Origin of the sequence: Paraburkholderia lycopersici, assembly GCF_900096975.1 — a bacterium.
Lineage (GTDB): Bacteria > Pseudomonadota > Gammaproteobacteria > Burkholderiales > Burkholderiaceae > Paraburkholderia > Paraburkholderia lycopersici.
Genome location: NZ_FMYQ01000003.1, coordinates 247,983 through 270,576, shown reverse-complemented (window position 1 = coordinate 270,576; position 22,594 = coordinate 247,983). Strand labels below are relative to the sequence as shown.

The following is a 22,594-nucleotide window of genomic DNA, read 5'->3' as shown; positions in this document are numbered from 1 at the left end:
CTGGCGCCCGCCGGTCAGATCGCCGCCTGTTCCTCGGCCTGCGGCGCGGCGATGACGCCCAGACGTGCGCGCGCCGCCTCGTATTCGCGCTTCAGACGCGCGATCAGTTCCGCCGCGGGCACGACGCTTTTCACCGCGCCGATGCCCTGGCCGGAACCCCAGATGTCCTTCCACGGCTTCGCGCGCGTCGAGCCGAAATTCATCGTCGACGGATCGGATTGCGGCAGCGCGTCCGGATCGAGACCGCTCGCGACGATGCTCTGGCGCAGATAGTTGCCGTGCACGCCCGTGAAGAGATTCGAATAGACGATGTCGCCCGCGCTGCCCTCGACGATCATCTGCTTGTACGCGTCGACGGCGTTCGCCTCGTGCGTGGCGATGAACGCCGAGCCGATATACGCGAGATCCGCGCCTGCCGCCTGCGCCGCGAGGATCGCGTTGCCATTGCCGATCGCACCCGAGAGCAGCAGCGGACCGTCGAACCATTCGCGAATCTCGTGGATGAGCGCGAACGGCGAGAGCGTGCCGGCATGGCCGCCCGCGCCGGCGGCGACGGCGATCAGGCCGTCGGCGCCTTTCTCGATGGCTTTTTTCGCGAACCGGTTGTTGATCACGTCGTGCAGCACGATGCCGCCCCAGGCGTGGATTGCATGGTTCACCTCTTCGCGCGCGCCGAGTGAAGTAATGACGATCGGCACCTTGTATTCGGCGCACACGCCGAGGTCGTGTTCGAGACGGTCATTCGACTTGTGCACGATCTGGTTCACGGCAAACGGTGCCGCGGGCGAGTCGGGGTGCTTCGCGTTGTACTCGGCGAGTTCGGTGGTGATGCGGTCCAGCCATTCGCCGAGCACGGGTTCCGGCCGTGCATTGAGCGCGGGGAACGAGCCCACCACGCCCGCCTTGCACTGGGCGATCACGAGATCGGGATTCGAAATGATGAAGAGCGGCGAGCCGACGACCGGAATCGACAGGCCGCGGCGCAGCACGGCGGGCAGGGACATCCATATCTCCTTGACTGGGCACGAGGCGGCGACGGCCGCCACGGCGTTGTTTTTACTGGCATGTGTTGTGCCGGTGCGCGGTGGGTTGACGCCACGCGCCGGCTGGCAGGACTAAACATAGCAAAGCCGTCGCCACTATGCAATCAGTTGCATAGTGGCGAAATTCGATCCGCAACAGCACCGGTGACGTGAGAGGCGTGGTTTAGAATCGCCGCATGTCGACGCCGCACGCCATTCTTATCGCCTTGCTGGAAAAGCCTTCGTCGGGCTACGACCTCGCGCGCCGCTTCGACCGCGCGATCGGCTATTTCTGGCATGCCACCCATCAGCAGATTTACCGCGAGCTTGGCCGTATGGTCGAGGCGGGCTGGGTCTCGGTCGTAGAGGACGAGACGGCCGCCGCGACGCGCAAGAAGGTGTATTGCGTGTTGCCGGTCGGGCGGAACGAGGTTGCGCGCTGGGCACGCGAGACGGCCGTCGGCCCCGACTCGCGCAACGTCTTCCTGCTCAAGCTGCGCGCCGACGCCGTGATCGGGCCGCTTGGCCTGGCGGAGGAACTGGTGAAGCTTATCGACGACGGTCGCGCGCGGCTTGCGACTTATCGGGCGATCGAGCAGCGCGACTTCGGCGCGGCGTCGCTCACGCGCGGGCAGCAGTTGCAGTACGCGATCCTCAAGGCGGGGATTCGCACACAGGAGATGTGGCTCGCGTGGGCAGAAGAGGTGACGCCTCTGCTCGACGAAGCCGCTGCGCGCTGAAATTTGCCAGGGTGTACGAACTGATTTGGCGGATGCCAGCCGGCGCGGCGACGGTATTCGAACGCGTGATGTTTCATCTGTATGAAAAAGATGTTTGACGGGATGGCTTCGAAGCCTTATACTTCTTTTCTCTGACGGACGCGGGGTGGAGCAGTCTGGCAGCTCGTCGGGCTCATAACCCGAAGGTCGTAGGTTCAAATCCTACCCCCGCAACCAATCCTTTTGGATTGCTTTAACGTCCGGTCAGCAGGATTTCGAAGCCCGTAAGACGCAAGTCTTACGGGCTTTTTGCTTTCCCCGTCCATAGAATCAGCCGATCGCCCAATCGATCGCCCAATCGACTGCAGCTTGCGCATGCAACGCCGTGGTATCGAACACCGGCAGGGTCGAATCGCTTTGGCCGATCAGCAGCGTAATCTCCGTGCAGCCAAGAATGACTGCCTGCGCGCCGCGCGCGGCGAGGTCTTCGATCACGCGCTGATAGACGCGCCGCGAGTGCGCGTCCACGTTGCCGTGACACAGCTCGTCGTAGATGATGCGATGCACGTCCGCGCGATCAGGTTCGTTCGGCACGATCGCTTCGATGCCGTGCGTTTCGCGCAGCCGTCCCACGTAGAAGTCCTGCTCCATCGTGTAGCGCGTGCCGAGCAGGCCGGCACGCGTGAAGCCGGCGGTGCGCAACGCCTCGCCGGTCGGATCCGCGATGTGCAGGAAGGGGATCGTGATCGCCGCCTGGATCGCCGCGCGCACGCGATGCATCGTGTTCGTCGCGAGCAGCACGATATCGGCGCCGCCGCGCTCCAGTTGCCGCGCGGCCTCGGCCATCTGCAAGCCGAGCGCGTCCCAGTCGCCCGCTCGCTGAAGCGCCTCGACCTGCGCGAAGTCCACCGTCACCATCAGACTGCGTGCGTTGTGGTGTCCGCCGAGGCGCGCCTTCGCGTGGCGGTTCAGTAGCCGGTAATATTCCGCCGACGATTCCCAGCTCATTCCTCCGATCACGCCGATCGTCTTCATCGATTTGTCTCTCGCTCTCATGCGCCGGTCAATTCGCACGAGTATAGGCGGGCGCGGACAGCCGTACAGGTACGGTCGGGCCGATCTTCCACGGTACGGCAACGGGGGCGGACGCATACGGCCGTCTTGAAAACGGCACTGTGTTTTTGTACAGTATCGGGGCCGTGAATGCGCCTTTTCCCGACCTCGCGCCGCCGGCCGCACCCGATTCGGGGCGGTCCGCCGCGGCTTTTGCCGCCGTTGCTCGCAAGATCATCCATTGCGACTGCGACTGTTTCTACGCATCGGTCGAAATGCGCGACGATCCCTCGCTGCGCGGCCGTCCGCTCGCGGTGGGCGGCCGGCCCGACCAGCGCGGCGTGATCGCGACCTGCAATTACGAGGCGCGGCGCTTCGGCATTCATTCGGCGATGTCGTCGGCGCTCGCCATGCGCAAGTGTCCCGACCTGCTGATCCTGCCCACGGCGATGGAGAAATACCGCGCCGCCTCGCGCCAGATCATGGCCATCTATCGCGACTACACGCCCGACGTCGAGCCGCTCTCGCTCGACGAAGCCTATCTCGACGTCACGCGCGCCACGCGCTGCAGGGGCAGCGCCACGCTCATCGCCGAGGAGATTCGCGAGCGTGTGCGCGAGACCGTGGGCGTCACGGTTTCGGCGGGCGTTGCGCCCAACAAGTTCATCGCCAAGATCGCCTCCGACTGGAACAAGCCCGACGGCCTGTTCGTCGTGCGTCCGCATGAGGTCGATGCCTTCGTCGCCGCGCTGCCCGTGCGCAAGATTCACGGCGTGGGCAAGGTCACGGCGGCGAAGCTCGAGAACCTCGGGCTTTCGACGTGCGCGCAGTTGCGCACGTGGTCGCTGTTCGATCTGCATCGGCATTTCGGCGTGTTCGGCAAGCGGCTCCACGAACTCGCGCGCGGCATGGACGATCGGCCCGTGCGCGCCGATCAGGAGCGCAAGTCGGTGAGCGTCGAGACGACCTACGTGAACGATCTGCGCACGCTCGAAGCCTGCAGCGAGGAGCTCAAGCGCCTTGCCGCGCAGCTCGACGCGCGCATCGAACGCGCGGGTTGCGCGCACGCGGTGCGCAAGCTCTTCGTGAAGATCCGCTTCGCCAACTTCCAGCGCACGACGGTCGAGTGCGTGACCGATGCCGCCGATGTGCGCACGATGCTCCTGCTGCTCGAAAAGGGGCTCACGCGCCGCAAGCTGGCGGTGCGTCTGCTCGGCGTGGGCGTGCGGCTCGAAGAGGAGAACCCCGCGCGGCGCGGTCAGTTCGCGCTCTTCGACGACGATCCCGAAGAAGACGGCCCCATCGCGCTCGTGTGAGATGGCTCGCGCGGGCCGTGCCGCTGGCGGCGCGATTCTGGCGTCGATAGAATCGACGCGAAAGACGCATACCGCCACGCCAGAACAAGGAGCCGCAGATGGACCTGATCATTCGCCGCGCGGTGCTCGCGCATGCGCATCCCGCCGGGCATTCCACGGTGGACATCGGCATCGAGGCGGGCCGGATCGCCGCTGTCGAGCCGCATCTCGCGGCGGCGGCGCGCGAGGAAATCGATGCGGCCGGCGCGCTCGTGAGCGCGCCGTTCGTCGATGCGCATTTCCACATGGACGCCACGCTCTCGTACGGTCTGCCGCGCGTGAACGCGTCGGGCACGCTGCTCGAAGGCATCGCGCTATGGGGCGAACTCAAGCCGCATCTCACGCAAGAGGCGCTCGTCGAGCGCGCGATCCAGTACTGCGACTGGGCCGTCGCGCGCGGGCTGCTGGCGATCCGCTCGCACGTCGATGTGTGCGATGACCGCCTCCTCGCCGTCGAGGCGCTTCTCGAAGTCAAGCGCCGCGTCGCGCCGTATCTCGACTTGCAGCTCGTGGCGTTTCCGCAGGATGGCGTCTTGCGCAGCCCCGGCGCGTTCGGCAATCTCAAGCGCGCGATTGCGATGGGCGTGGACGTGGTCGGCGGCATTCCGCACTTCGAGCGCACGATGGCGGACGGCGCCGAGTCGGTGCGCCTGCTCTGCGAGTTCGCGGCGGAAAAGGGCCTGCGCGTGGACATGCATTGCGACGAATCCGACGATCCGCTCTCGCGCCACATCGAAACGCTCGCGGCGCAAACGCATCGGCTCGGCCTGCACGGACGCGTGACGGGCTCGCATCTCACGTCGATGCATTCGATGGACAACTACTACGTAAGCAAGCTCATTGCGCTCATGCGCGAGTCAGGTGTCGCGGCGATCGCCAATCCGCTCATCAACATCACGCTGCAGGGACGCTCCGATACCTATCCGAAGCGCCGCGGCATGACGCGCGTGCCCGAGCTCATGGCCGCCGGCGTGACGGTTGCATTCGGCCACGATTGCGTGCTGGACCCGTGGTACAGCTTCGGCTCCGGCGACATGCTCGAGGTCGCGCACATGGGCCTGCACGTCGCGCAGATGACGGGCATCGACGCCTCGCGTGCCTGCTTCGATGCCGTGACGGCGAATGCCGCGACGATTCTCGGTCTCGAAGGTTATGGCGTGGCGCCCGGTTGTGCGGCGAACCTCGTGGTGCTCGACGCGCGCGATCCGGTCGAGGCGATCCGGCTGCGCGCGGCGCGGCTCGCGGTGGTGAGCCGGGGCAGGGTGGTGAGCCGGCAGCCCGCGCAGCGCGCGGCGCTCGCGCTCGAAGGGCGGCCGCAGAGCGTCGACTTCAGGCTGCATCGATAGAACGCGAGGCGAAAAAAACCGCGCACGGGGTTCTGCCCATGCGCGGTTTGCGTTCGGATCGCTAAAGAGCGGAGCGCGCTCATTGCTGCGCCGGCGGCTGCTCCATGCCGTTGTGACGCAGCAGCGCGTCGATGCTGGGCTCGCGGCCGCGGAAGGCCTTGAACGATTCCATCGCCGGGCGGCTTCCGCCCACTTCGAGGATCTCCTTGCGGTAGCGCGTGCCGGTCGCTTCGTCGAGCACGCTCGACTTCGCGGCCTGGGCTGCTTCCTCGAAGGCCGCATAAGCGTCGGCGGAAAGCACTTCGGCCCACTTGTAGCTGTAATAGCCCGCCGCGTAGCCGCCTGCGAAGATGTGGCTGAACGTATTCGGCCAGCGTGAAAACGACGCCTGCGGAACGACGTGATAGCGCTCGTTGATCTCGCGCGCGAGCTCGTTCGCGCTCTTGCCCTTCGAAGCGTCGAAGTCCACGTGCAGCGCCATGTCGAACATCGAGAACACGATCTGGCGCAGCGTGCCGAGGCCGCTCTGGAAATTCTTCGCGGCGAGCATCTTGTCGAAGAGTTCGCGCGGCAGCGGCCTGGCGGTGTCGACGTGCGAGCTCATTTCGCGCACCACGTCCCATTCCCAGCAGAAGTTTTCCATGAACTGCGAAGGCAGCTCGACGGCGTCCCACTCCACGCCGTTGATGCCCGACACGCCCAGTTCGTCCACGCGAGTGAGCATGTGGTGCAGACCGTGGCCGAACTCGTGGAAGAGCGTGATGACTTCGTCGTGCGTGAAGCACGCGGGGCGCCCGCCCACCGGCGCGGAGAAGTTGCAGGTGAGATAGGCGACCGGCGTTTGCACGCCGTTGCCGTCGAGCTTGCGGCGCGAACGCGCGTCGTCCATCCACGCGCCGCCGCGCTTGCCTTCGCGCGCGTAGAGGTCCAGATAGAACTGCGCGACGAGCGTGCCGTCGGCGTTCTCGACGCGGAAGAAGCGCACGTCCGGATTCCAGACCGGTGCGCTGTCCGGACGAATGCGCACGCCGAACAGCGTTTCGGTGACCTTGAAGAGCCCCTGAAGCACGAAGTCTTCCGGGAAGTACTGTTTGACCTCGTTTTCCGAGAACGAGTAGCGCTTCTGGCGCAGGCGCTCGGCGGCGAAGGCCATGTCCCACGGCTCGATCTGCGCGAGGCCCAGCTCGCTCGCGGCGAATTCGCGCAGTTCCTGCCAGTCCTTTTCGGCGTGCGGCCGCGCGCGCGTAGCGAGGTCTTCGAGGAAGCTCATCACCTGGGCGGGCGTTTCGGCCATCTTCGGCGTGAGCGAGACTTCGGCGAAATTGCTGTAGCCGAGCATCTTCGCTTCCTTTGCGCGCAGCTTGAGCTGTTCGTCGATGATCGCGGTATTGTCCCATTCCGCCTTGCCCGCCCCGTAGACGGGCCCGAGCTCGGACGCGCGCGTGACGTAGGCGCGGTACATCGTCTCGCGCATTGCGCGGTTTTCCGAGTACTGGAGCACCGGGAAATACGAGGGGAAGTGCAGCGTGAACTTCCAGCCTTCCTTGTCCTCGCGTTCGGCAGCTTCGCGTGCGGCGGCGATCACGTCTTCGGGCAGGCCGGCGAGTTCCGCTTCGCTCGTGGCGTAGAACGCGTAGCCGTTGGTCGCGTCGAGCACGTGGTCGGAGAATGCCTTCGCGAGCGCGGCCTGGCGCTCCTGCAGTTCGGCGAAGCGCGGCTTCTGGTCTTCGGGCAGTTCCGCGCCGGAAAGACGGAAGTCGCGCAGCGCGTTGTCGAGAATCTTCTTGCGTTCGCCCGAAAGCAGTTCGAACGAGTTGTGATTCGTGATGGCCTTGTACTTCTTGAAGAGTTCGAGGTTCTGGCCGACGCTCGTCCAGAACTCGGTCACGCGCGGCAGATTTTCGCCATGGGCGGCGCGCAGCTCGGGCGTGTCGGCGACGGCGTTCAGGTGACCGACCACGCCCCAGGCGCGCGAAAGCGGCTCGCTCGCGCGCTCGACCGGCTCGACCACGTCGCTCCATTGCGCGGGCGTCATGGGTTGCGCGGCGCGCTCGACGGCCGCTTTCGCGTTCGCGAGCAGCACGTCGAGCGCCGGCGTGACGTGCTCGGGGCGGATCTCGCCAAAGCGCGGCAGGCCGGTGAAATCGAGGAGCGGGTTGTCGGAGGGGGTAGTAGCCATGATGCTTCCTGTTCCTGTCTGTCGCGGTTAAGGGGCCGGGGCGCGGCATCCTCGCGCACGCCCGATAAAGCGATTATTGGGGCGCGAGGTCCGCTTTCCAACCGGGCCATCCGAGGAAATTAACAGATGTGAGGGGGCGGCGGCGAAATCGTGGCTTGTCCGGCCGCGCGGGCGGCGCGGCGAAACCGCGCGAGCAAAAAGAAAGCGGCCCTCCAGCGGGCCGCTCCGGCTGCGAATGGCGTAGCTCCGCGCCTTACGCGCCTGCTGCGCGCTCGGCCGCTTCGATCGTGTTCACGAGCAGCATCGTGATCGTCATCGGGCCGACGCCGCCCGGTACCGGCGTGATGTAGCCCGCCACGTCCTTCAGGCCCGCGAAATCGACGTCGCCGCAGAGCTTGCCGTTCTCGTCGCGGTTCATGCCCACGTCGATCACGGTCGCGCCGGGTTTGACCATGTCGGCGGTCAGCACGTTGCGCTTGCCCACGGCGGCGACCACGATGTCGGCGTCGCGCGTGTGCTTCGCGAGGTCGCGCGTCTTGCTGTGGCAGATCGTGACCGTCGCGCCCTTTTCGAGCAGCAGGAGCGCCATCGGCTTGCCGACGATGTTCGAGCGTCCGATCACCACGGCGTTCGCGCCTTCGAGCGGAATCTTGTACTCCTCGAACATCTTCATCACGCCATAGGGCGTGCAGGGGCGAAAGAGCGGCTGGCCCGTCATGAGCGCGCCGGCGTTGGCGATGTGAAAGCCGTCCACGTCCTTCTCGGGCGCGATCGCCTCGATCACCTTATGGCTGTCGATGTGCCTCGGCAGCGGCAACTGCACGAGGATGCCGTGGATCTTCGGATCGTTGTTGAGTTCGTCGATGCGCTTGAGCAGGTCGGCTTCGGAGAGCGACTCGGGATAGCGGTCGTACGACGAATGGAGGCCGTTGTCCTCGCAGGCCTTGATCTTGTTGCGCACGTAGACTTCGCTCGCCGGATTGTCGCCGACCAGCACGACGGCGAGGCCCGGCTGATGGCCGCGGGCGGTGAGGGCGGCGGCGCGCGTGGCGACGTCGGTGCGCAGTTTCCGGGAGAGGGCGTTGCCGTCGATGAGGGTGGCAGTCATGGTCGGTCGAAATCGAAAGTGGGCGATGCGAACGCGTGTGGGCGCGAGCGCCGGCGCGCGCGGTGGCGGGCGAGCGGCGTAGGGCGGGCGCCGTGGCGAAGGCCGACATTATACCCGCGCGGCGGGCGCGTTCCGGCTTGAGCCGGCCAGGAGCGGCGGAGGAGCAGCGAAGCGGGATGCAGCGAAGAGGACGAGGCGGAAGGGATCGCGGCACTGCGCCGCGGGCCGCATTCGCGCGCACCACGACGCGCGAATGCGGCCGGAGAAAGACACGTTTATTGCTGCGCCTGTTGCGGTTTGTTGGAGAGCGCGAGACGCAGCAGGTCGGCGACCGTGTTGACGTTGAGCTTCTCCATGATGTTGGCGCGGTGCGCCTCGACGGTCTTGATGCTGATGCCGAGGTCGTCGGCGATCTGCTTGTTCAGGCGGCCCGCGATGATGCGCTCGAGCACCTGGTGCTCGCGCGCGGTGAGCTTGCCGAGACGCTCGGCCGCGGCGCGCTGCTGCTGCACGTTGCTGCTTTCGTTGCGCGCCTTGTCGAGCATGCGCTCGACGAGCTTGCGCAGCTCGGCTTCGTCGAACGGCTTTTCGATGAAGTCCATCGCGCCCTTCTTCATGGTCGAGACGGCCATCGGCACGTCGCCATGGCCCGTCACGAAGATGATCGGCAGCGAGGCGTTTTCCGCGATCAGGCGTTCCTGCAGTTCGAGGCCGCTCATGCCCGACATGCGCACGTCCAGAATCAGGCAGGCGATCTGCCCGGCCTGTTGCGCCGGCTGGTAGGCATCGAGGAACTCCTCCGCGCTGTTGAAACACTGGACGCGGTAGCCGTTCGCTTCGAGGAGCCAACGCAGGGAGTCGCGTACGGCCTCGTCGTCATCGACTACAAAGACGGTTTCCTGGGTGGTGACTGGGCTGTTCATGGCTCTCCCGTAACGGTTTGTGGAGTCGGTTCGTCGGAGTTGCGCGAGGGCGTGTCCGATTCGCCGATGGGCAGACTGCAATGGAACGTTGCGCCGCTGATGTGGCCGTCGGCTTCGACGTTGTTGACCACCCAGAGACGCCCGCGGTGCGATTCGATAATGGAACGGCAGATGTTCAGGCCCATGCCCATGCCGTCCGACTTGGTGCTGTAGAACGGCTCGAAAAGGCGCTCGGCCGTGGCCTCGTCCACGCCGGGGCCCTGGTCCACGACGCTGACGCACACGTTGCCGCCTTCGCGCTTCACGATCACGCGGATCACGGGGTCGAGCGCGTTCGGACGCGCTTCGGCCATGGCTTCCGCGGCGTTCTTCAGAAGATTGACGAGCACCTGCTCGATGAGCACCGGATCGACGTAGATCACGGGCATGCGCGAACGCATGTCGGTCACGATGCGGATGCGGCGCTTGCGCGCCTCGATTTCGGCGAGGCCCACGGCGTCGGCGACGATGTCGGCCACGCGCGTGGCCTGGCGCTTGGGCTCGCTGCGCTTCACGAACTCGCGGATGCGCTTGATGATCATGCCCGCGCGCACGGCCTGCTGGGCGGTCTTTTCGAGCACGGGCAGCAGGTTGTCGGGCGCGGCGCGCCCCGACTTCACGAGCGCGACGGTGCCCGACGCATAGTTGTTGATCGCGGCGAGCGGCTGGTTCAGCTCATGCGCGAGCGACGAGGCCATTTCGCCCATCGTCATCAGGCGGCTCGTGAACTGAAGCTTCTCGTCCTGCTGGCGGGCCAGTTCCTGGGCCTGCTTGCGCGTGGTGATGTCGGTCGCGATCTGCATCTGCGCGAGGTGGCCGTCCACCCACTGGATGTACTGGCGGCGCACTTCGAACCACTTCTGGATGCTCTCCACGTAGACCTCCTGCGCGTCCGCCGTGCTCTCGGTGAGCGCGGTGGCGGGCAGGCCCGCGAAGGCGTCGACCATGTCGATCGAGTCCGACGAGGCGTTGGCCGAATCGAAGCCGCCGCCCCCCGCGAGTTCCAGGTGGCCGTCCGGGCGGATGCCGAACAGATGGCGGTAGTAGCGGTTCGCGAACAGCAGCTCGGCCTCGTCGGCGGCGAGCACCGAGACGGCGGCGTCGAGGCTTTCGAGCACGGTCGTGAAGCGCTCGTGCGCGGCCGCGAGTTCCTCGCGCGCGCGCTTGGGCTCGGTGATGTCGGTCATCGACGACATCCAGCCGGTCTGGCGCCCCGAGCTGTCGATGAGCGGCGAGACGTAGAGGCGCGCGTGGAACTGCGAACCGTCCTTGCGCCGCACGCGCAGCTCGAAGCCCGAGGAGGGCGCCTTGCCGCGCAGCGTCATGTCGAGCTGGCGCTGCATTTCGGGGTAGGCGTCGCGCGGCCAGTAGGGGAACGGCGCGTTCTTGCCGACGAGGTCGCTCTCGTCCCAGCCGGTCATGCGACAGAATGCCGGATTGACGTGGGTGATGCGGCCGTGCATGTCGAGCACGCGCATCCCGATCAGCACCGAATTTTCCATCGCGCGGCGAAAGAACGCCTCCGCGTAGAGCGCCTGCTGCGCCTCGAAGCGCTGGCGCGTGTGCTTCCAGAGGCTCCAGAGGCTCCACAGCACGAAGCACGAGAGCCCCGCGACCAGCCACACGAGCGTGTTGTTCGTGAAGTTGGTCATCTGCGGATACGAGTACACGCGCACCGAGACGCCCTGGCCCGGCGGATCGAGCGGCAGGTCGTAGTAGACGTCGCGCGGCAGGCGCGGGCGCGTCGAGGTGGTGGCGAGTTCGCGGTTGTTCGCGTCGAGGATCGAGATCTTGTACTTGGCCGACAGCTCGGGCGGGATGTCGTGCTTCAGGATGCCTTCGACCGAAAACACGGCCGCGATGGAGCCGAGGAATTCGCGGTCGCGGTATACCGGGGTCTGCAGCGTGATGTAGCCGTTGCCGAGGTCGTCGTAGATGAGCGGCGAGTAGACCTGGCGGCGCGTCGAGCGGGCCTCGGCGAAGGCGGCCTTGACGGCTTCGTCCATCTGAGCGTCGTTGGGCTTGGCAAGGCGCTGGCCGAATACCGGCATGGCGGTGTTGGGCCACCTCGGCTGCTGCTGGCTCGTGTACCAGTTCAGATAGAGCATTTCCGGATGACCCTGCATGATGTCCGTGGTGGACGTCTGGAAATACTGCGGATCGCCGTGGCCGGCAGCCACGTCGCGCGCGAGCGCCTGGAGTTGCTCCTGCGCGCCCGTCATGGAAAGCCGGATCTGCTGCTGGGCCCACGCGACGTTGCGGTAAAGCGTGTCTTCCTGCTGCTGCTGTTCCCGGCGGTTGAGGCTCCACAAAATCAGGCTCATGACGATCAGAAATACGAGGATCGACAGGAGCGGCGTCAACAAATAGGAATTCGACCACCACGGTCCGTGGTGCCAGCGAGACGGCGACGACTCGCCGGGCGTTCCGGGCGGCCGCGCCGAGCGTGCGAAAAGCCGTTCGGTCAACATGGCAAGGATTGTAGCTCAGCGTAAGACACGGAAATGCCGCGAAAAAAGCGGTAAATCGCCGATAAACGGGTGCAAACTGACCGTTATCGGCACAGGGGCGGGAACGATCGGGCGTGCGTCGCAGCATTTTTCCACATTATAAAATCGCATCTCGCAATTCGAAAATTTTGTTGCGCGATGCCTGGAGGGGTCATTACAATCGCCCGAAAGCTGCTGCGGCTGGCCAGGACACGTCTTAAGCGTTGCCGCCCGCATGGTCCGATCAACAGCGTTCCCCTACATCCAGGAGACGAGCATGTCCGCTGTACCCGACGAAGTCCTCAAGTACGTTGCCGCCGACAAGGACGAGGATCCCCAGGAAACCGCCGAATGGCTTGAAGCGCTGGACGGCGTTATTTCGACTGTCGGTCCCGATCGCGCCCACTACCTCATCGAAAAGCAGATCGAGTTCGCCCGCGTGCACGGCGAACATCTGCCGTTCTCGGCGAACACGCCGTACATCAACACCATTCCCGTCGCCGATCAGGCCAAGAACCCCGGCGACCAGGACATCGAACACCGCATCCGCTCGTACACGCGCTGGAACGCCATCGCCATGGTCCTGCGCGCGGGCAAGCACACGAACGTGGGCGGCCATATCGCGTCGTTCGCATCGGCGGCCACGCTTTATGACGTCGGCTACAACCACTTCTGGCGCGCGCCGTCCCCCGAGCACGGCGGCGACCTCGTGTTCGTGCAGGGCCACTCGTCGCCGGGCGTCTATTCGCGCGCATTCCTGCTCGGCCGCCTCTCCGAGAAGCAGCTCGACAACTTCCGCCAGGAAGTGGGCGGCGAGGGTATCTCGTCGTACCCGCACCCGTGGCTGATGCCCGACTTCTGGCAGTTCCCGACCGTCTCGATGGGCCTTGGCCCGATCATGGCGATCTACCAGGCGCGTTTCATGAAGTACCTGCAGGCGCGCGGCATTGCGAAGACCGAAGGCCGCAAGGTCTGGGCATTTCTCGGCGACGGCGAGACGGACGAGCCGGAATCGCTCGGCGCGATCGGCATGGCCGGCCGCGAGCGTCTGGACAACCTCGTGTTCGTCATCAACTGCAACCTGCAGCGTCTGGACGGCCCGGTGCGCGGCAACGGCAAGATCATCCAGGAACTCGAAAGCGAGTTCCGCGGCGCCGGCTGGAACGTCATCAAGGTCATCTGGGGCAGCCGCTGGGACGCGCTCTTCGCGCGCGACAAGAGCGGCGCGCTGATGCGCCGCATGATGGAAGTCGTCGACGGCGAGTACCAGACGTACAAGTCGGAGTCGGGTGCCTACGTGCGCGAGCACTTCTTCAACACGCCTGAACTGAAGGCGCTGGTCGCCGACTGGTCCGACGACGACATCTGGAACCTGAACCGCGGCGGGCACGACCCGCACAAGATCTATGCGGCGTTCCAGCAGGCCAGCAACACGAAGGGCCAGCCGACCCTCATCCTCGCGAAGACGATCAAGGGCTACGGCATGGGCGAAGCCGGCCAGGCCATGAACATCACCCACCAGCAGAAGAAGATGCAGGTGGATCAGCTCAAGAAGTTCCGCGACCAGTTCCGTCTGCCGATCTCGGACGAGCAGATCGTCGACGTGCCGTATCTGAAGTTCGAAGAAGGCTCGCAGGAGCTCGAGTACATGCGCCAGCGCCGCATGGAACTCGGCGGCTACCTGCCGGCGCGCCGCCAGAAGGCGGAATCGCTGCCGGTGCCGGCGCTCGAAGCGTTCGAGCCGCTGCTCAAGGGCACGGGCGAAGGCCGCGAGATTTCCACGACGATGGCGTTCGTGCGCATCCTGAACATCCTGCTCAAGGACAAGGCGCTCGGCAAGCGCGTCGTGCCGATCGTGCCGGACGAGTCGCGCACCTTCGGCATGGAAGGCCTGTTCCGCCAGATCGGCATCTGGAACCAGGACGGCCAGAAATACGTGCCGGAAGACGCCGACCAGCTGATGTTCTATAAGGAATCGCAGACCGGCCAGATCCTGCAGGAAGGCATCAACGAAGCCGGTGGCATGTGCGACTGGATCGCCGCCGCGACGTCGTACTCGACGCACGGCGAGATCATGGTGCCGTTCTACATCTTCTACTCGATGTTCGGCCTCCAGCGTATCGGCGACCTCGTGTGGGCGGCGGGCGACATGCGCTCGCGCGGCTTCCTGCTGGGCGGCACCGCGGGCCGCACGACGCTGAACGGCGAAGGCCTGCAGCACGAAGACGGCCACTCGCTCATGTGGGCCGCCTCGGTGCCGAACTGCGTGAGCTACGACCCGACGTTCGGCTACGAACTCGCCGTCATCATGCAGGACGGCCTGCGCCGCATGGTGCAGGAGCAGGAAGACGTGTTCTATTACGTCACGGTGATGAACGAGAACTACGAGCACCCGGCGATCCCGCAGGGCGAGCATGTGGCGGCCGACATCATCAAGGGCATGTACGCGTTTCGCAAGGGCGACGCGAACGCGAAGGCGCCGCGCGTGCAACTGCTGGGCGCGGGCACGATCTTCAACGAAGTGATCGCCGCCGCCGACCTGCTCAAGAACGACTGGGGCGTCGAGGCCGACCTCTGGAGCGTGCCGAGCTTCACCGAACTCGCCCGCGAGGGCCACGAAGTCGAGCGCTGGAACCTGCTGCACCCGGCCGAACCGCGCCGCGAATCGCACGTCGAGAAGCTGCTCAAGGGCACGGAAGGCCCGGTCATCGCCTCGACCGACTACGTGCGCGCGCTCGTCGACCAGATTCGCGGGCTCGTGCCGCGCAAGTTCGTGGTGCTCGGCACCGACGGCTTCGGCCGCTCGGACACGCGCGAAAAGCTGCGTCACTTCTTCGAAGTCGATCGTTACTGGACCACGGTTGCGGCGCTCAACGCGCTCGCGGACGAAGGCAAGATCGAGCGCAAGGTCGTCGCCGACGCCCTGGCGAAGTACAGCCTCGATCCGTCCAAACCCAACCCGATGACCGTCTAACGCATCACCACCCCCGTGCATCGCAGGCGCGCCTCCCCGAAGCGGGGAGGCGCGCGTCTGCGGCCCTGGAGACACCAACAATGAGTCAAGCGATCGAAGTCAAGGTGCCGGACATCGGCGATTACAAGGACATTCCTGTAATCGAGGTGCTGGTGAAGGCGGGCGATACCGTCGAAAAAGAGCAGTCGCTCATCACGCTCGAATCGGACAAGGCGACGATGGACGTGCCGAGCCCCGCGTCGGGCACGGTCAAGGAACTGAAGGTCAAGGTGGGCGACACCGTGTCGGAAGGCTCGCTCGTCCTCGTGCTGGACGGTGAGGGCGCCGGTGCGGCGCCGGCCGCTGCCGCGAAAGAAGAGAAGCCGGCGGCGGAACCCGCCCAGCCGCAGAAGGCGGCGGCGCCTGCGCAAGCCGCGGCGCCCGCGCCCGCCGCGAGCGGCGGCGTGCAGACCGTCAAGGTCCCCGACATCGGCGATTACAAGGACGTGCCCGTCATCGAAATCGGCGTGCAGGTCGGCGACCGCGTCGAGAAGGAGCAGTCGCTCGTCACGCTCGAATCGGACAAGGCGACCATGGACGTGCCGAGCCCCGTGGCTGGCGTCGTCAAGGAGATCAAGGTCAAGATCGGCGACACCGTCTCCGAAGGCACCGAGATCGTCGTGATCGAAGCCGAAGCCGGCGCGGCCGCCGCGCCGGCGCCGAAGCCGCCGGTCGAAGTGCCCTCGGACGCCCCGACGCCTGTCGCCGCGAAACCCGCGGCGGCCGCGCCTTCGGCGCTCGCGCAGGCGCCTCTCATCCAGGCCGGCGAAGGCGGCGCGCGGCGCGCGAGCCACGCTTCGCCATCCGTGCGCAAGTTCGCGCGCGAACTGGGCGTGGACGTGAGCCGCGTCGCGGGCACGGGTCCGAAGGGCCGCATCACCCAGGACGACGTCACCGCGTTCGTGAAGGGCGTGATGACGGGCGCGCTGGCGGCCCCCGGCGCCGCAGCCGCCGCTCCGGCCGCCGATGGCGCGGGCCTGAACCTGCTGCCGTGGCCGAAGATCGACTTCACGAAGTTCGGCCCCGTCGATCCGAAGCCGCTCTCGCGCATCAAGAAGATTTCGGGCGCGAACCTTCACCGCAACTGGGTCATGATCCCGCACGTCACGAACAACGACGAAGCGGACATCACCGACCTCGAAGCGCTGCGCGTGCAGCTGAACAAGGAGAACGAGAAGTCGGGCGTGAAGTTCACGATGCTCGCGTTCGTCATCAAGGCCTGCGTCGCGGCACTGAAGAAGTTCCCGACCTTCAATGCGAGCCTCGACGGCGACACCCTCGTCTTCAAGCAGTACTACCACATCGGTTTCGCCGCCGACACGCCGAACGGCCTCGTCGTCCCCGTGATCCGCGACGCCGACAAGAAGGGTCTCGTCGAGATCGCGAAGGAAATGGCCGAGCTGTCGAAGCTCGCGCGCGAAGGCAAGCTCAAGCCCGACCAGATGCAGGGCGGCTGCTTCTCGATCTCGTCGCTCGGCGGCATCGGCGGCACGCACTTCACGCCGATCATCAACGCGCCGGAAGTGGCGATCCTCGGCCTGTCGCGCAGCGCGATGAAGCCCGTGTGGGACGGCAAGCAGTTCGTGCCGCGCCTCACGCTGCCGCTGTCGCTCTCGTACGACCACCGCGTGATCGACGGCGCGGAAGCCGCGCGCTTCAACGCGTACCTCGCTTCGATCCTCGGCGATTTCCGCCGCGTGATTCTGTAAAACCGCTTCGACCGGCCCGCGCCGCCGCACCGCACCCGCCTTGTTCATGGGGGGCGCGCCGCGGCGGGCGCGGCCGGTCGTTCCTGAAGGGGACACCATGAGTCTCGTCGAAGTGAAAGTGCCGGATATCGGCGACTTCAAGGACATCGACGTCATCGAAGTCAACATCAAGGCCGGCGACGTGATCGAGAAGGAGCAGACGCTGCTCTCGCTCGAATCGGACAAGGCCACGATGGAAGTGCCCAGCGACGTCGCGGGCACCGTCAAGGAAGTGAGGATCAAGCCGGGCGACAAGGCGTCGCAGGGCACCGTGATCGCGCTGGTCGAAGTGTCGGCGGGCGCGGCCGCGCCGGCACCCGCGCCGAAAGCCGAGGCGCCCGCCGCCGCCGAAGCGCCGAAGGCCGCGGCACCGGCACCGCAGGCGGGCAGCTTCGGCGGCAGCGTCGACGTCGAATGCGACATGCTCGTGCTGGGCGCGGGCCCCGGCGGCTATTCGGCCGCGTTCCGCGCCGCCGACCTCGGCATGAAGACGGTGCTCGTCGAGCGTTACCCGACGCTCGGCGGCGTGTGCCTGAACGTCGGCTGCATTCCGTCGAAGGCGCTGCTGCACACGGCGCTCGTGATCGACGAAGCCGCCGCGCTCGGCTCGCACGGCATCACGTTCGGCAAGCCGCAGATCGATCTGGACAAACTGCGCGACTTCAAGTCGGGCGTCGTCAGGAAGCTCACGGGCGGCCTCGCCGGCATGGCGAAGGCGCGCAAGGTCGAAGTCGTGACGGGCGTCGGCACGTTCCTCGATCCGCACCACATCGAAGTGGCGGGCGAGGGCGGCAGGAAGATCGTCAAGTTCAGGCAGGCGATCATCGCGGCGGGTTCGCAGGCCGTGAAGCTGCCGTTCATCCCGGAAGACCCGCGCGTGGTCGATTCCACGGGCGCGCTCGAACTGCGCCAGATCCCGCAAAAGATGCTCGTGATCGGCGGCGGCATCATCGGTCTGGAAATGGCGACGGTCTACTCGACGCTCGGCGCGCAGATCGACGTCGTCGAAATGCTCGACGGCCTGATGGCCGGCGCGGACCGCGATCTCGTGAAGGTCTGGGAGAAGTACAACGCGAAGCGCTTCGCGAACGTCATGCTCAAGACGAAGACCACGAAGGCCGAGGCGAAGGACGACGGCATCTACGTCACGTTCGAGGGCGAGAAGGCGCCTGCCGAACCGCAGCGCTACGACCTCGTGCTGGTCGCCGTGGGCCGTTCGCCCAACGGTAAGAAGATCGGCGCGGACAAGGCCGGCGTGGCGGTGACGGAGCGCGGCTTCATCGAAGTCGACAAGCAGATGCGCACCAACGTGCCGCACATCTTCGCGATCGGCGACATCGTCGGCCAGCCGATGCTCGCGCACAAGGCCGTGCACGAAGGCCACGTGGCGGCGGAAGCGGCGCACGGCGAGAAGGCGTACTTCGACGCGCTGCAGATTCCGTCGGTGGCCTACACCGATCCGGAAGTGGCGTGGGCCGGGAAGACCGAGGACCAGTGCAAGGCCGAAGGCATCAAGTACGGCAAGGCGGTGTTCCCGTGGGCCGCGTCGGGCCGCGCGATCGCCAACGGCCGCGACGAGGGCTTCACCAAGCTGATCTTCGACGAAGAGACGCATCGCGTGATCGGCGGCGGCATCGTCGGCCTGAACGCGGGCGACCTCATCAGCGAAGTGTGCCTCGCGGTGGAGATGGGCGCGGACGCGACCGACATCGGCAAGACGATCCACCCGCACCCGACGCTCGGCGAATCGATCGGCATGGCCGCCGAACTGTACGAAGGCGTGTGTACCGATCTTCCGCCGCAGAAAAAGAAGTAAGTCCGTGCCGCGCTGCAGCGTGCGGCGCACATGAAGAAACGGCGCACTCCGCGAGGAGTGCGCCGTTTGCTTTTGGGTAATGAGAAGTACTGCGGAAGTGCGAGAGGCGCCTGAGCGTAAAAAAGATTCCCGGTCGGAGACCGGGCAAGTGACATGCCAGGCGGCATGCCGGAGCGTTCAGGTGCGGCGCGGAGTGCGCGGCTGTTTCAGCGCGACCTCCGGTTCAATCTAAGGCAGTCAGACGGTCTTCTTCGCCGAAGCGGCGGCCGAGCGCGAAGCCTGCGCGGCGGCCTTGCTTGCGGCAGCCGTGGCCGCGTTGAAGTTGCTTTCGGCCATTTCGACCGCTTGCTTCGTGGCCTTGTGGACCGTTTCGTAGGTCGTGTTCGCGGCGTTGATAGCCGACTTGATTACGGCGACTGCGGTTTCCGAGCCGGCCGGCGCGTTCTTCGCGACGTTGTCGACGAGCGACTGAACCTTGCGGTTCTGCTCTTCGTAATGGGCTTCGGCGACCTTCGCGAACTCGGCCTGGGTGGCCGAAGCGATTTCATACACGTGACGGCCATACGACAGCAGCTTTTCGGCGAGCGGCTGGGCATAGCTCGTTTGCAGGGCCAGGAATTCCTGCGCGTCCTTCACCGACAGTGCGCGCTGGGCGTGTTCCTGCGATTCCGCCAAATTCGAGCGAACGGCCTGAAGGTTCAATTCGACGAGCTTTTCCACGCCTTCGAATGCCTTGCCGGTGAGGCCGAACAGGGTTTCGAGGTTGGCTTTCTGGGCAGCCGCGAATTGCTCAGGGGTCAGCAGACTCATGTTTACGCTCCTGGTTGGTTGGCGGCCTTCGAGGGTCGCCTGGAGTAAGTGGCAAGGCGCTGGTGCTCTGCGGCTCGCTTTGTGCGTCGCAGCATTAACTCGATTTTAGGATGCCGGCGAAGAAAGTCAAGAATTTTTGGTGCATCGCACAATGTCAAGAATTTATTATTAAACAAACACTTATGCCACACGCATGAGGGCAGCTGCGACAACGGCGCCGATGTCCCGATGCTGCGGGATTTTGGCGCCTGGTACGCGCGCGGGCCGGCAGAGCAAGCGGGGAAGCGCGGCTTCTGGCAAGATGCGGCATGGATCGTGTGAGTGCGCATGCGGGATTTCACCCAATGCGTCCACCGAATTCCTACATGGAACGTTAATGATCCATTGCAGCCGAACGCGCGTTGCGCGGCACGGCGGAACTGATGGTCAGACAATCTCACCCGTATTCCCTATCAAGTTCTGTACGACGAACGCCGTTAACGCAGCGAGCGCATCTTGTGTGAGCCGCAAACGTTGTCGAGAAGCGGTGTCGTGGCGGGAGGAAGCGGCTCTTCGATTGTCTGCCGCCATCGAATGCGGGAAGTGCATTGGCATGCTCAATCGGAGGTCATACTTCGGTTTAATGAGCGCCTATAAGTGCTTCAATTTGCGAATTTTTCGTGGTTTTACTACACTTGGCGAACGATCCCGCCGCTCCATCAAGAACACCAATGAAATCCGACAAGCTCCTGTTGTTCTCACTGATGCCGTCGTCGGTTATCAGCACCGCGTTGTCGGTCGCTGTATCCGTCGCGATCAGTGCGACGCTCGTGGCGCCTGAGGGCGCCTTTGCTGCGTCGCAAGACGCCGCGCCGGCCAAGACGGCCAAGGCGAAAAAAGTCACCAGGAAGGTTGCGAAGGTCGAGCCGGCAACGGCAAAGGCCAGCAAGAAGGCGGTCGCAACCCGCACCGTCGCCGCGAAGGACGACGATGCGCGTCCGGTGGCGAAAAAACGCCGCGTCGCTTATACGATGAACGGCCGCCATCATTCGGCGGTGCGCCGCGTGGCGTTCGAACCGCGCCAGCCCACCGTTGGCCAGGCGTTCGGCCTGCACGAGACGCCCGACTCGCTGATGCTGCGCTCGGGCGTCGCCTACGTGGTCGATCAGAACACGCTCGAGCCGCTCTTCGACAAGAACTCGCGCTCGGTGGTGCCGATCGCGTCGATTTCGAAGCTCATGACCGCGATGGTCGTGCTCGATTCAAAGGCATCGCTCTCCGAGCAGATCGAGGTAACGGACGAAGACCGCGATTACGAAAAGAACACGGGCTCGCGTCTTTCGGTCGGCTCGGTGCTGTCGCGCGAGGACATGCTGCACATCGCTTTGATGGCCTCGGAAAATCGCGCGGCGGCGGCGCTGTCGCGCTATTACCCGGGCGGTCGTCCGGCGTTCATCGCGGCGATGAACGCGAAGGCGAAGCAGCTCGGCATGACCGACACGCACTTCGAGAATTCCACGGGCCTGACGAGCCACAACGTTTCGACGGCGCGTGATCTCGTGAAGATGGTGAACGCGGCGTACCAGTACCCGCTCATCCGCCAGTTCTCGACCGATCGCAGCTACGACGTGTTCACGGGCAAGCGCAACCTGGCCTACAACAGCACGAACGCGTTGGTGCGCAATGCGTCGTGGGACATTGGTCTGCAGAAGACGGGCTTCATCAACGAAGCGGGCGAGTGCCTCGTCATGCAGAGCACGATTCACAATCGTCCGGTCATCATGGTGCTGCTCGATTCGAGCGGCAAGTACTCGCGCTTCGCCGATGCGACGCGTGTGCGCACGTGGCTCGACAATGGCGGCGCGGATCAGCAGCCGCGCATCACGAGTGCGGACGCAGGCGGTGCGGGCACCTGAGTCTGCTTGCCGGTCGCCGGCTTTCGGATTCGCCACGAGAAACGCCCCGCAATTGCGGGGCGTTTTGCTTGCCGGGACGTGCCGGGCGTTCCATGACGCTGACCGGCATCAAAAAAAACGGAGGCCATGCCTCCGCTTTTTTTGACTTTGACCGCTTCGGGTCTCAGGCGGTTTGTACGTTGCCTTCGGCGGGCTCCGGGTGATAGCCCAGCGACTCCGAAATGATAAGCGCCGTCTTGCTCAACTGACCGAGCCACGAATCCTGCAGTCGATCGGCGGGAGCGGAAAGCGACAGGCCTGCCACCAGCTTGCCGGTGTCGTCGTAGATGCCTGCGGCTATGCAGCGCACGCCCAGTTCGAGCTCTTCGTTGTCACGCGCGCAAAATTGCTGGCGCACATGGGCGAGTTCCCGCTCGAGCCGGCCGAGATCGGTAATGCTGTTGCGCGTATGGCCCGAAAGACCCGTGCGCGTGGCGTAGGCGCGCACGCGGTTCGCTTCGTCGGCGGCGAGGAACAGCTTGCCGACGGAGGTGAGGTGCAGCGGCGCGCGGCCGCCGATGGCGCGCACCACCTGCATTCCTGAGCGTTCCGAATAGGCGCGCTCGATATAGACGATCTCGTCGCCCTGGCGCACGGAAAGATTCACCGTCTGGCCCGTCAGACGGTGCAGCTCACGCATCGGCGTAAGCGCAGCATCGCGTACCGAAAGGCGCGCCTTCACGAGATTGCCGAGTTCGAGCAGCCGCATGCCGAGCCGGTAGGTGCCGGGGTCGGAGCGGTCGACGAGGCGGCAGCTCACCATGTCGTTCAGGATGCGGTGCGCGGTTGAAGGATGCAGCTCGGTGCGTTGCGCAAGTTCCTTCAGGCTGACGGGGTCGCTGTGCGCGGCCAGCGCGTCCAGCAGGCGCATCATGCGCTCGATCACCTGAATCGAGGTCTTCGGATCTGGATGGGTGTCGCTCATGGGTTCCGATTCGTGTGGCGCGTGAGACGGAAACTGCATTGTATCTCGTATTGTGAAAAAAGTAAGCGCCGACAGGCGGTCATCGTTGCGGTGCGCCATTTCTTTTAGGGGCACG

General features: G+C 65.3%; 15 protein-coding genes and 1 tRNA gene. 8 read left to right on the top strand and 8 right to left on the bottom strand.

Annotated features, from left to right (window positions below; all coding sequences use genetic code 11):
* Positions 1–14: 14 nt before the first annotated feature.
* Complete coding sequence (locus BLU17_RS05700; protein WP_091995628.1) at positions 15–1,004, bottom strand: NAD(P)H-dependent flavin oxidoreductase; 990 nt, start codon at positions 1,002–1,004, stop codon at positions 15–17.
* Positions 1,005–1,219: 215 nt separating this feature from the next.
* Here BLU17_RS05700 and BLU17_RS05695 point away from each other — a divergent pair, with 215 nt between their 5' ends.
* The gene (locus BLU17_RS05695) at positions 1,220–1,762 is read left to right on the top strand and encodes a PadR family transcriptional regulator (protein ID WP_091995625.1); all 543 of its coding nucleotides are present in this window, start codon (positions 1,220–1,222) and stop codon (positions 1,760–1,762) included.
* Between the two features lie 139 nt (positions 1,763–1,901).
* Positions 1,902–1,978: transfer RNA gene (locus BLU17_RS05690), tRNA-Met, on the top strand.
* A gap of 93 nt (positions 1,979–2,071) precedes the next feature.
* On the opposite strand, the gene BLU17_RS05685 is transcribed toward BLU17_RS05690, so the two are convergent.
* Entirely contained in the window at positions 2,072–2,776 is a 705-nt protein-coding gene (locus BLU17_RS05685) for an aspartate/glutamate racemase family protein (protein WP_091995623.1), read from the bottom strand.
* A gap of 140 nt (positions 2,777–2,916) precedes the next feature.
* Between BLU17_RS05685 and dinB the strand changes: the two genes are divergently transcribed.
* Both dinB and BLU17_RS05675 read left to right on the top strand, forming a co-directional pair.
* A complete protein-coding gene (dinB, locus tag BLU17_RS05680) occupies positions 2,917–4,110 on the top strand; it encodes a DNA polymerase IV (protein WP_176928926.1) in 1,194 nt (397 codons plus the stop codon).
* Between the two features lie 98 nt (positions 4,111–4,208).
* Positions 4,209–5,495, top strand: a complete 1,287-nt coding sequence (locus tag BLU17_RS05675) for an amidohydrolase family protein (RefSeq protein WP_091995620.1) — start codon at positions 4,209–4,211, stop codon at positions 5,493–5,495.
* 79 nt (positions 5,496–5,574) lie between these two features.
* Here BLU17_RS05675 and BLU17_RS05670 read toward each other — a convergent pair whose 3' ends face one another.
* The 4 genes from BLU17_RS05670 to fixL form a co-directional block, all read right to left on the bottom strand.
* Positions 5,575–7,674: a M3 family metallopeptidase gene (locus BLU17_RS05670; RefSeq protein ID WP_091995618.1), complete on the bottom strand. Its 2,100-nt coding sequence runs from the start codon at positions 7,672–7,674 to the stop codon at positions 5,575–5,577.
* A 253-nt stretch (positions 7,675–7,927) separates the two neighbouring features.
* Positions 7,928–8,782 (bottom strand): bifunctional methylenetetrahydrofolate dehydrogenase/methenyltetrahydrofolate cyclohydrolase FolD, encoded by an 855-nt coding sequence (gene folD / locus BLU17_RS05665; protein ID WP_091995616.1) that lies wholly within the window; start codon positions 8,780–8,782, stop codon positions 7,928–7,930.
* Positions 8,783–9,057: 275 nt separating this feature from the next.
* Positions 9,058–9,705, bottom strand: a complete 648-nt coding sequence (gene fixJ / locus BLU17_RS05660; RefSeq protein ID WP_028210080.1) for an oxygen response regulator transcription factor FixJ — start codon at positions 9,703–9,705, stop codon at positions 9,058–9,060.
* Entirely contained in the window at positions 9,702–12,215 is a 2,514-nt protein-coding gene (gene fixL / locus BLU17_RS05655; protein ID WP_091995613.1) for an oxygen sensor histidine kinase FixL, read from the bottom strand. Before fixL ends, fixJ begins: the two co-directional genes overlap by 4 nt.
* Before the next feature lie 295 nt (positions 12,216–12,510).
* Between fixL and aceE the strand changes: the two genes are divergently transcribed.
* The 3 genes from aceE (at position 12,511) to lpdA (ending at position 18,810) form a co-directional block, all read left to right on the top strand.
* The gene (gene aceE / locus BLU17_RS05650; RefSeq protein ID WP_091995611.1) at positions 12,511–15,207 is read left to right on the top strand and encodes a pyruvate dehydrogenase (acetyl-transferring), homodimeric type; all 2,697 of its coding nucleotides are present in this window, start codon (positions 12,511–12,513) and stop codon (positions 15,205–15,207) included.
* A gap of 80 nt (positions 15,208–15,287) precedes the next feature.
* The gene (gene aceF / locus BLU17_RS05645; RefSeq protein WP_091995609.1) at positions 15,288–16,955 is read left to right on the top strand and encodes a dihydrolipoyllysine-residue acetyltransferase; all 1,668 of its coding nucleotides are present in this window, start codon (positions 15,288–15,290) and stop codon (positions 16,953–16,955) included.
* 97 nt (positions 16,956–17,052) lie between these two features.
* The gene (lpdA, locus tag BLU17_RS05640; RefSeq protein WP_091995607.1) at positions 17,053–18,810 is read left to right on the top strand and encodes a dihydrolipoyl dehydrogenase; all 1,758 of its coding nucleotides are present in this window, start codon (positions 17,053–17,055) and stop codon (positions 18,808–18,810) included.
* Between the two features lie 237 nt (positions 18,811–19,047).
* On the opposite strand, the gene BLU17_RS05635 is transcribed toward lpdA, so the two are convergent.
* A complete protein-coding gene (locus BLU17_RS05635) occupies positions 19,048–19,620 on the bottom strand; it encodes a phasin family protein (RefSeq protein WP_091995605.1) in 573 nt (190 codons plus the stop codon).
* A 710-nt stretch (positions 19,621–20,330) separates the two neighbouring features.
* Between BLU17_RS05635 and pbpG the strand changes: the two genes are divergently transcribed.
* Positions 20,331–21,515, top strand: a complete 1,185-nt coding sequence (pbpG, locus tag BLU17_RS05630) for a D-alanyl-D-alanine endopeptidase (protein WP_091995603.1) — start codon at positions 20,331–20,333, stop codon at positions 21,513–21,515.
* 163 nt (positions 21,516–21,678) lie between these two features.
* Here the strand turns inward: pbpG and BLU17_RS05625 are convergent, their stop codons facing one another.
* On the bottom strand, positions 21,679–22,479 hold the full coding sequence (locus tag BLU17_RS05625) for an IclR family transcriptional regulator (RefSeq protein ID WP_091995601.1): 801 nt from the start codon (positions 22,477–22,479) through the stop codon (positions 21,679–21,681).
* Positions 22,480–22,594 lie beyond the last annotated feature (115 nt).

Excerpts from the sequence above, each read along its gene's own strand:
- BLU17_RS05700 (WP_091995628.1), bottom strand. The coding sequence starts at position 1,004 with ATGTCCCTGCCCGCCGTGCTGCGCCGCGGCCTGTCGATTCCGGTCGTC.
- BLU17_RS05695 (WP_091995625.1), top strand. The coding sequence starts at position 1,220 with ATGTCGACGCCGCACGCCATTCTTATCGCCTTGCTGGAAAAGCCTTCG.
- BLU17_RS05685 (WP_091995623.1), bottom strand. The coding sequence starts at position 2,776 with ATGAAGACGATCGGCGTGATCGGAGGAATGAGCTGGGAATCGTCGGCG.
- BLU17_RS05675 (WP_091995620.1), top strand. The coding sequence starts at position 4,209 with ATGGACCTGATCATTCGCCGCGCGGTGCTCGCGCATGCGCATCCCGCC.
- BLU17_RS05670 (WP_091995618.1), bottom strand. The coding sequence starts at position 7,674 with ATGGCTACTACCCCCTCCGACAACCCGCTCCTCGATTTCACCGGCCTG.
- folD (WP_091995616.1), bottom strand. The coding sequence starts at position 8,782 with ATGACTGCCACCCTCATCGACGGCAACGCCCTCTCCCGGAAACTGCGC.
- fixJ (WP_028210080.1), bottom strand. The coding sequence starts at position 9,705 with ATGAACAGCCCAGTCACCACCCAGGAAACCGTCTTTGTAGTCGATGAC.
- fixL (WP_091995613.1), bottom strand. The coding sequence starts at position 12,215 with ATGTTGACCGAACGGCTTTTCGCACGCTCGGCGCGGCCGCCCGGAACG.
- aceE (WP_091995611.1), top strand. The coding sequence starts at position 12,511 with ATGTCCGCTGTACCCGACGAAGTCCTCAAGTACGTTGCCGCCGACAAG.
- aceF (WP_091995609.1), top strand. The coding sequence starts at position 15,288 with ATGAGTCAAGCGATCGAAGTCAAGGTGCCGGACATCGGCGATTACAAG.
- lpdA (WP_091995607.1), top strand. The coding sequence starts at position 17,053 with ATGAGTCTCGTCGAAGTGAAAGTGCCGGATATCGGCGACTTCAAGGAC.
- BLU17_RS05635 (WP_091995605.1), bottom strand. The coding sequence starts at position 19,620 with ATGAGTCTGCTGACCCCTGAGCAATTCGCGGCTGCCCAGAAAGCCAAC.
- pbpG (WP_091995603.1), top strand. The coding sequence starts at position 20,331 with ATGAAATCCGACAAGCTCCTGTTGTTCTCACTGATGCCGTCGTCGGTT.
- BLU17_RS05625 (WP_091995601.1), bottom strand. The coding sequence starts at position 22,479 with ATGAGCGACACCCATCCAGATCCGAAGACCTCGATTCAGGTGATCGAG.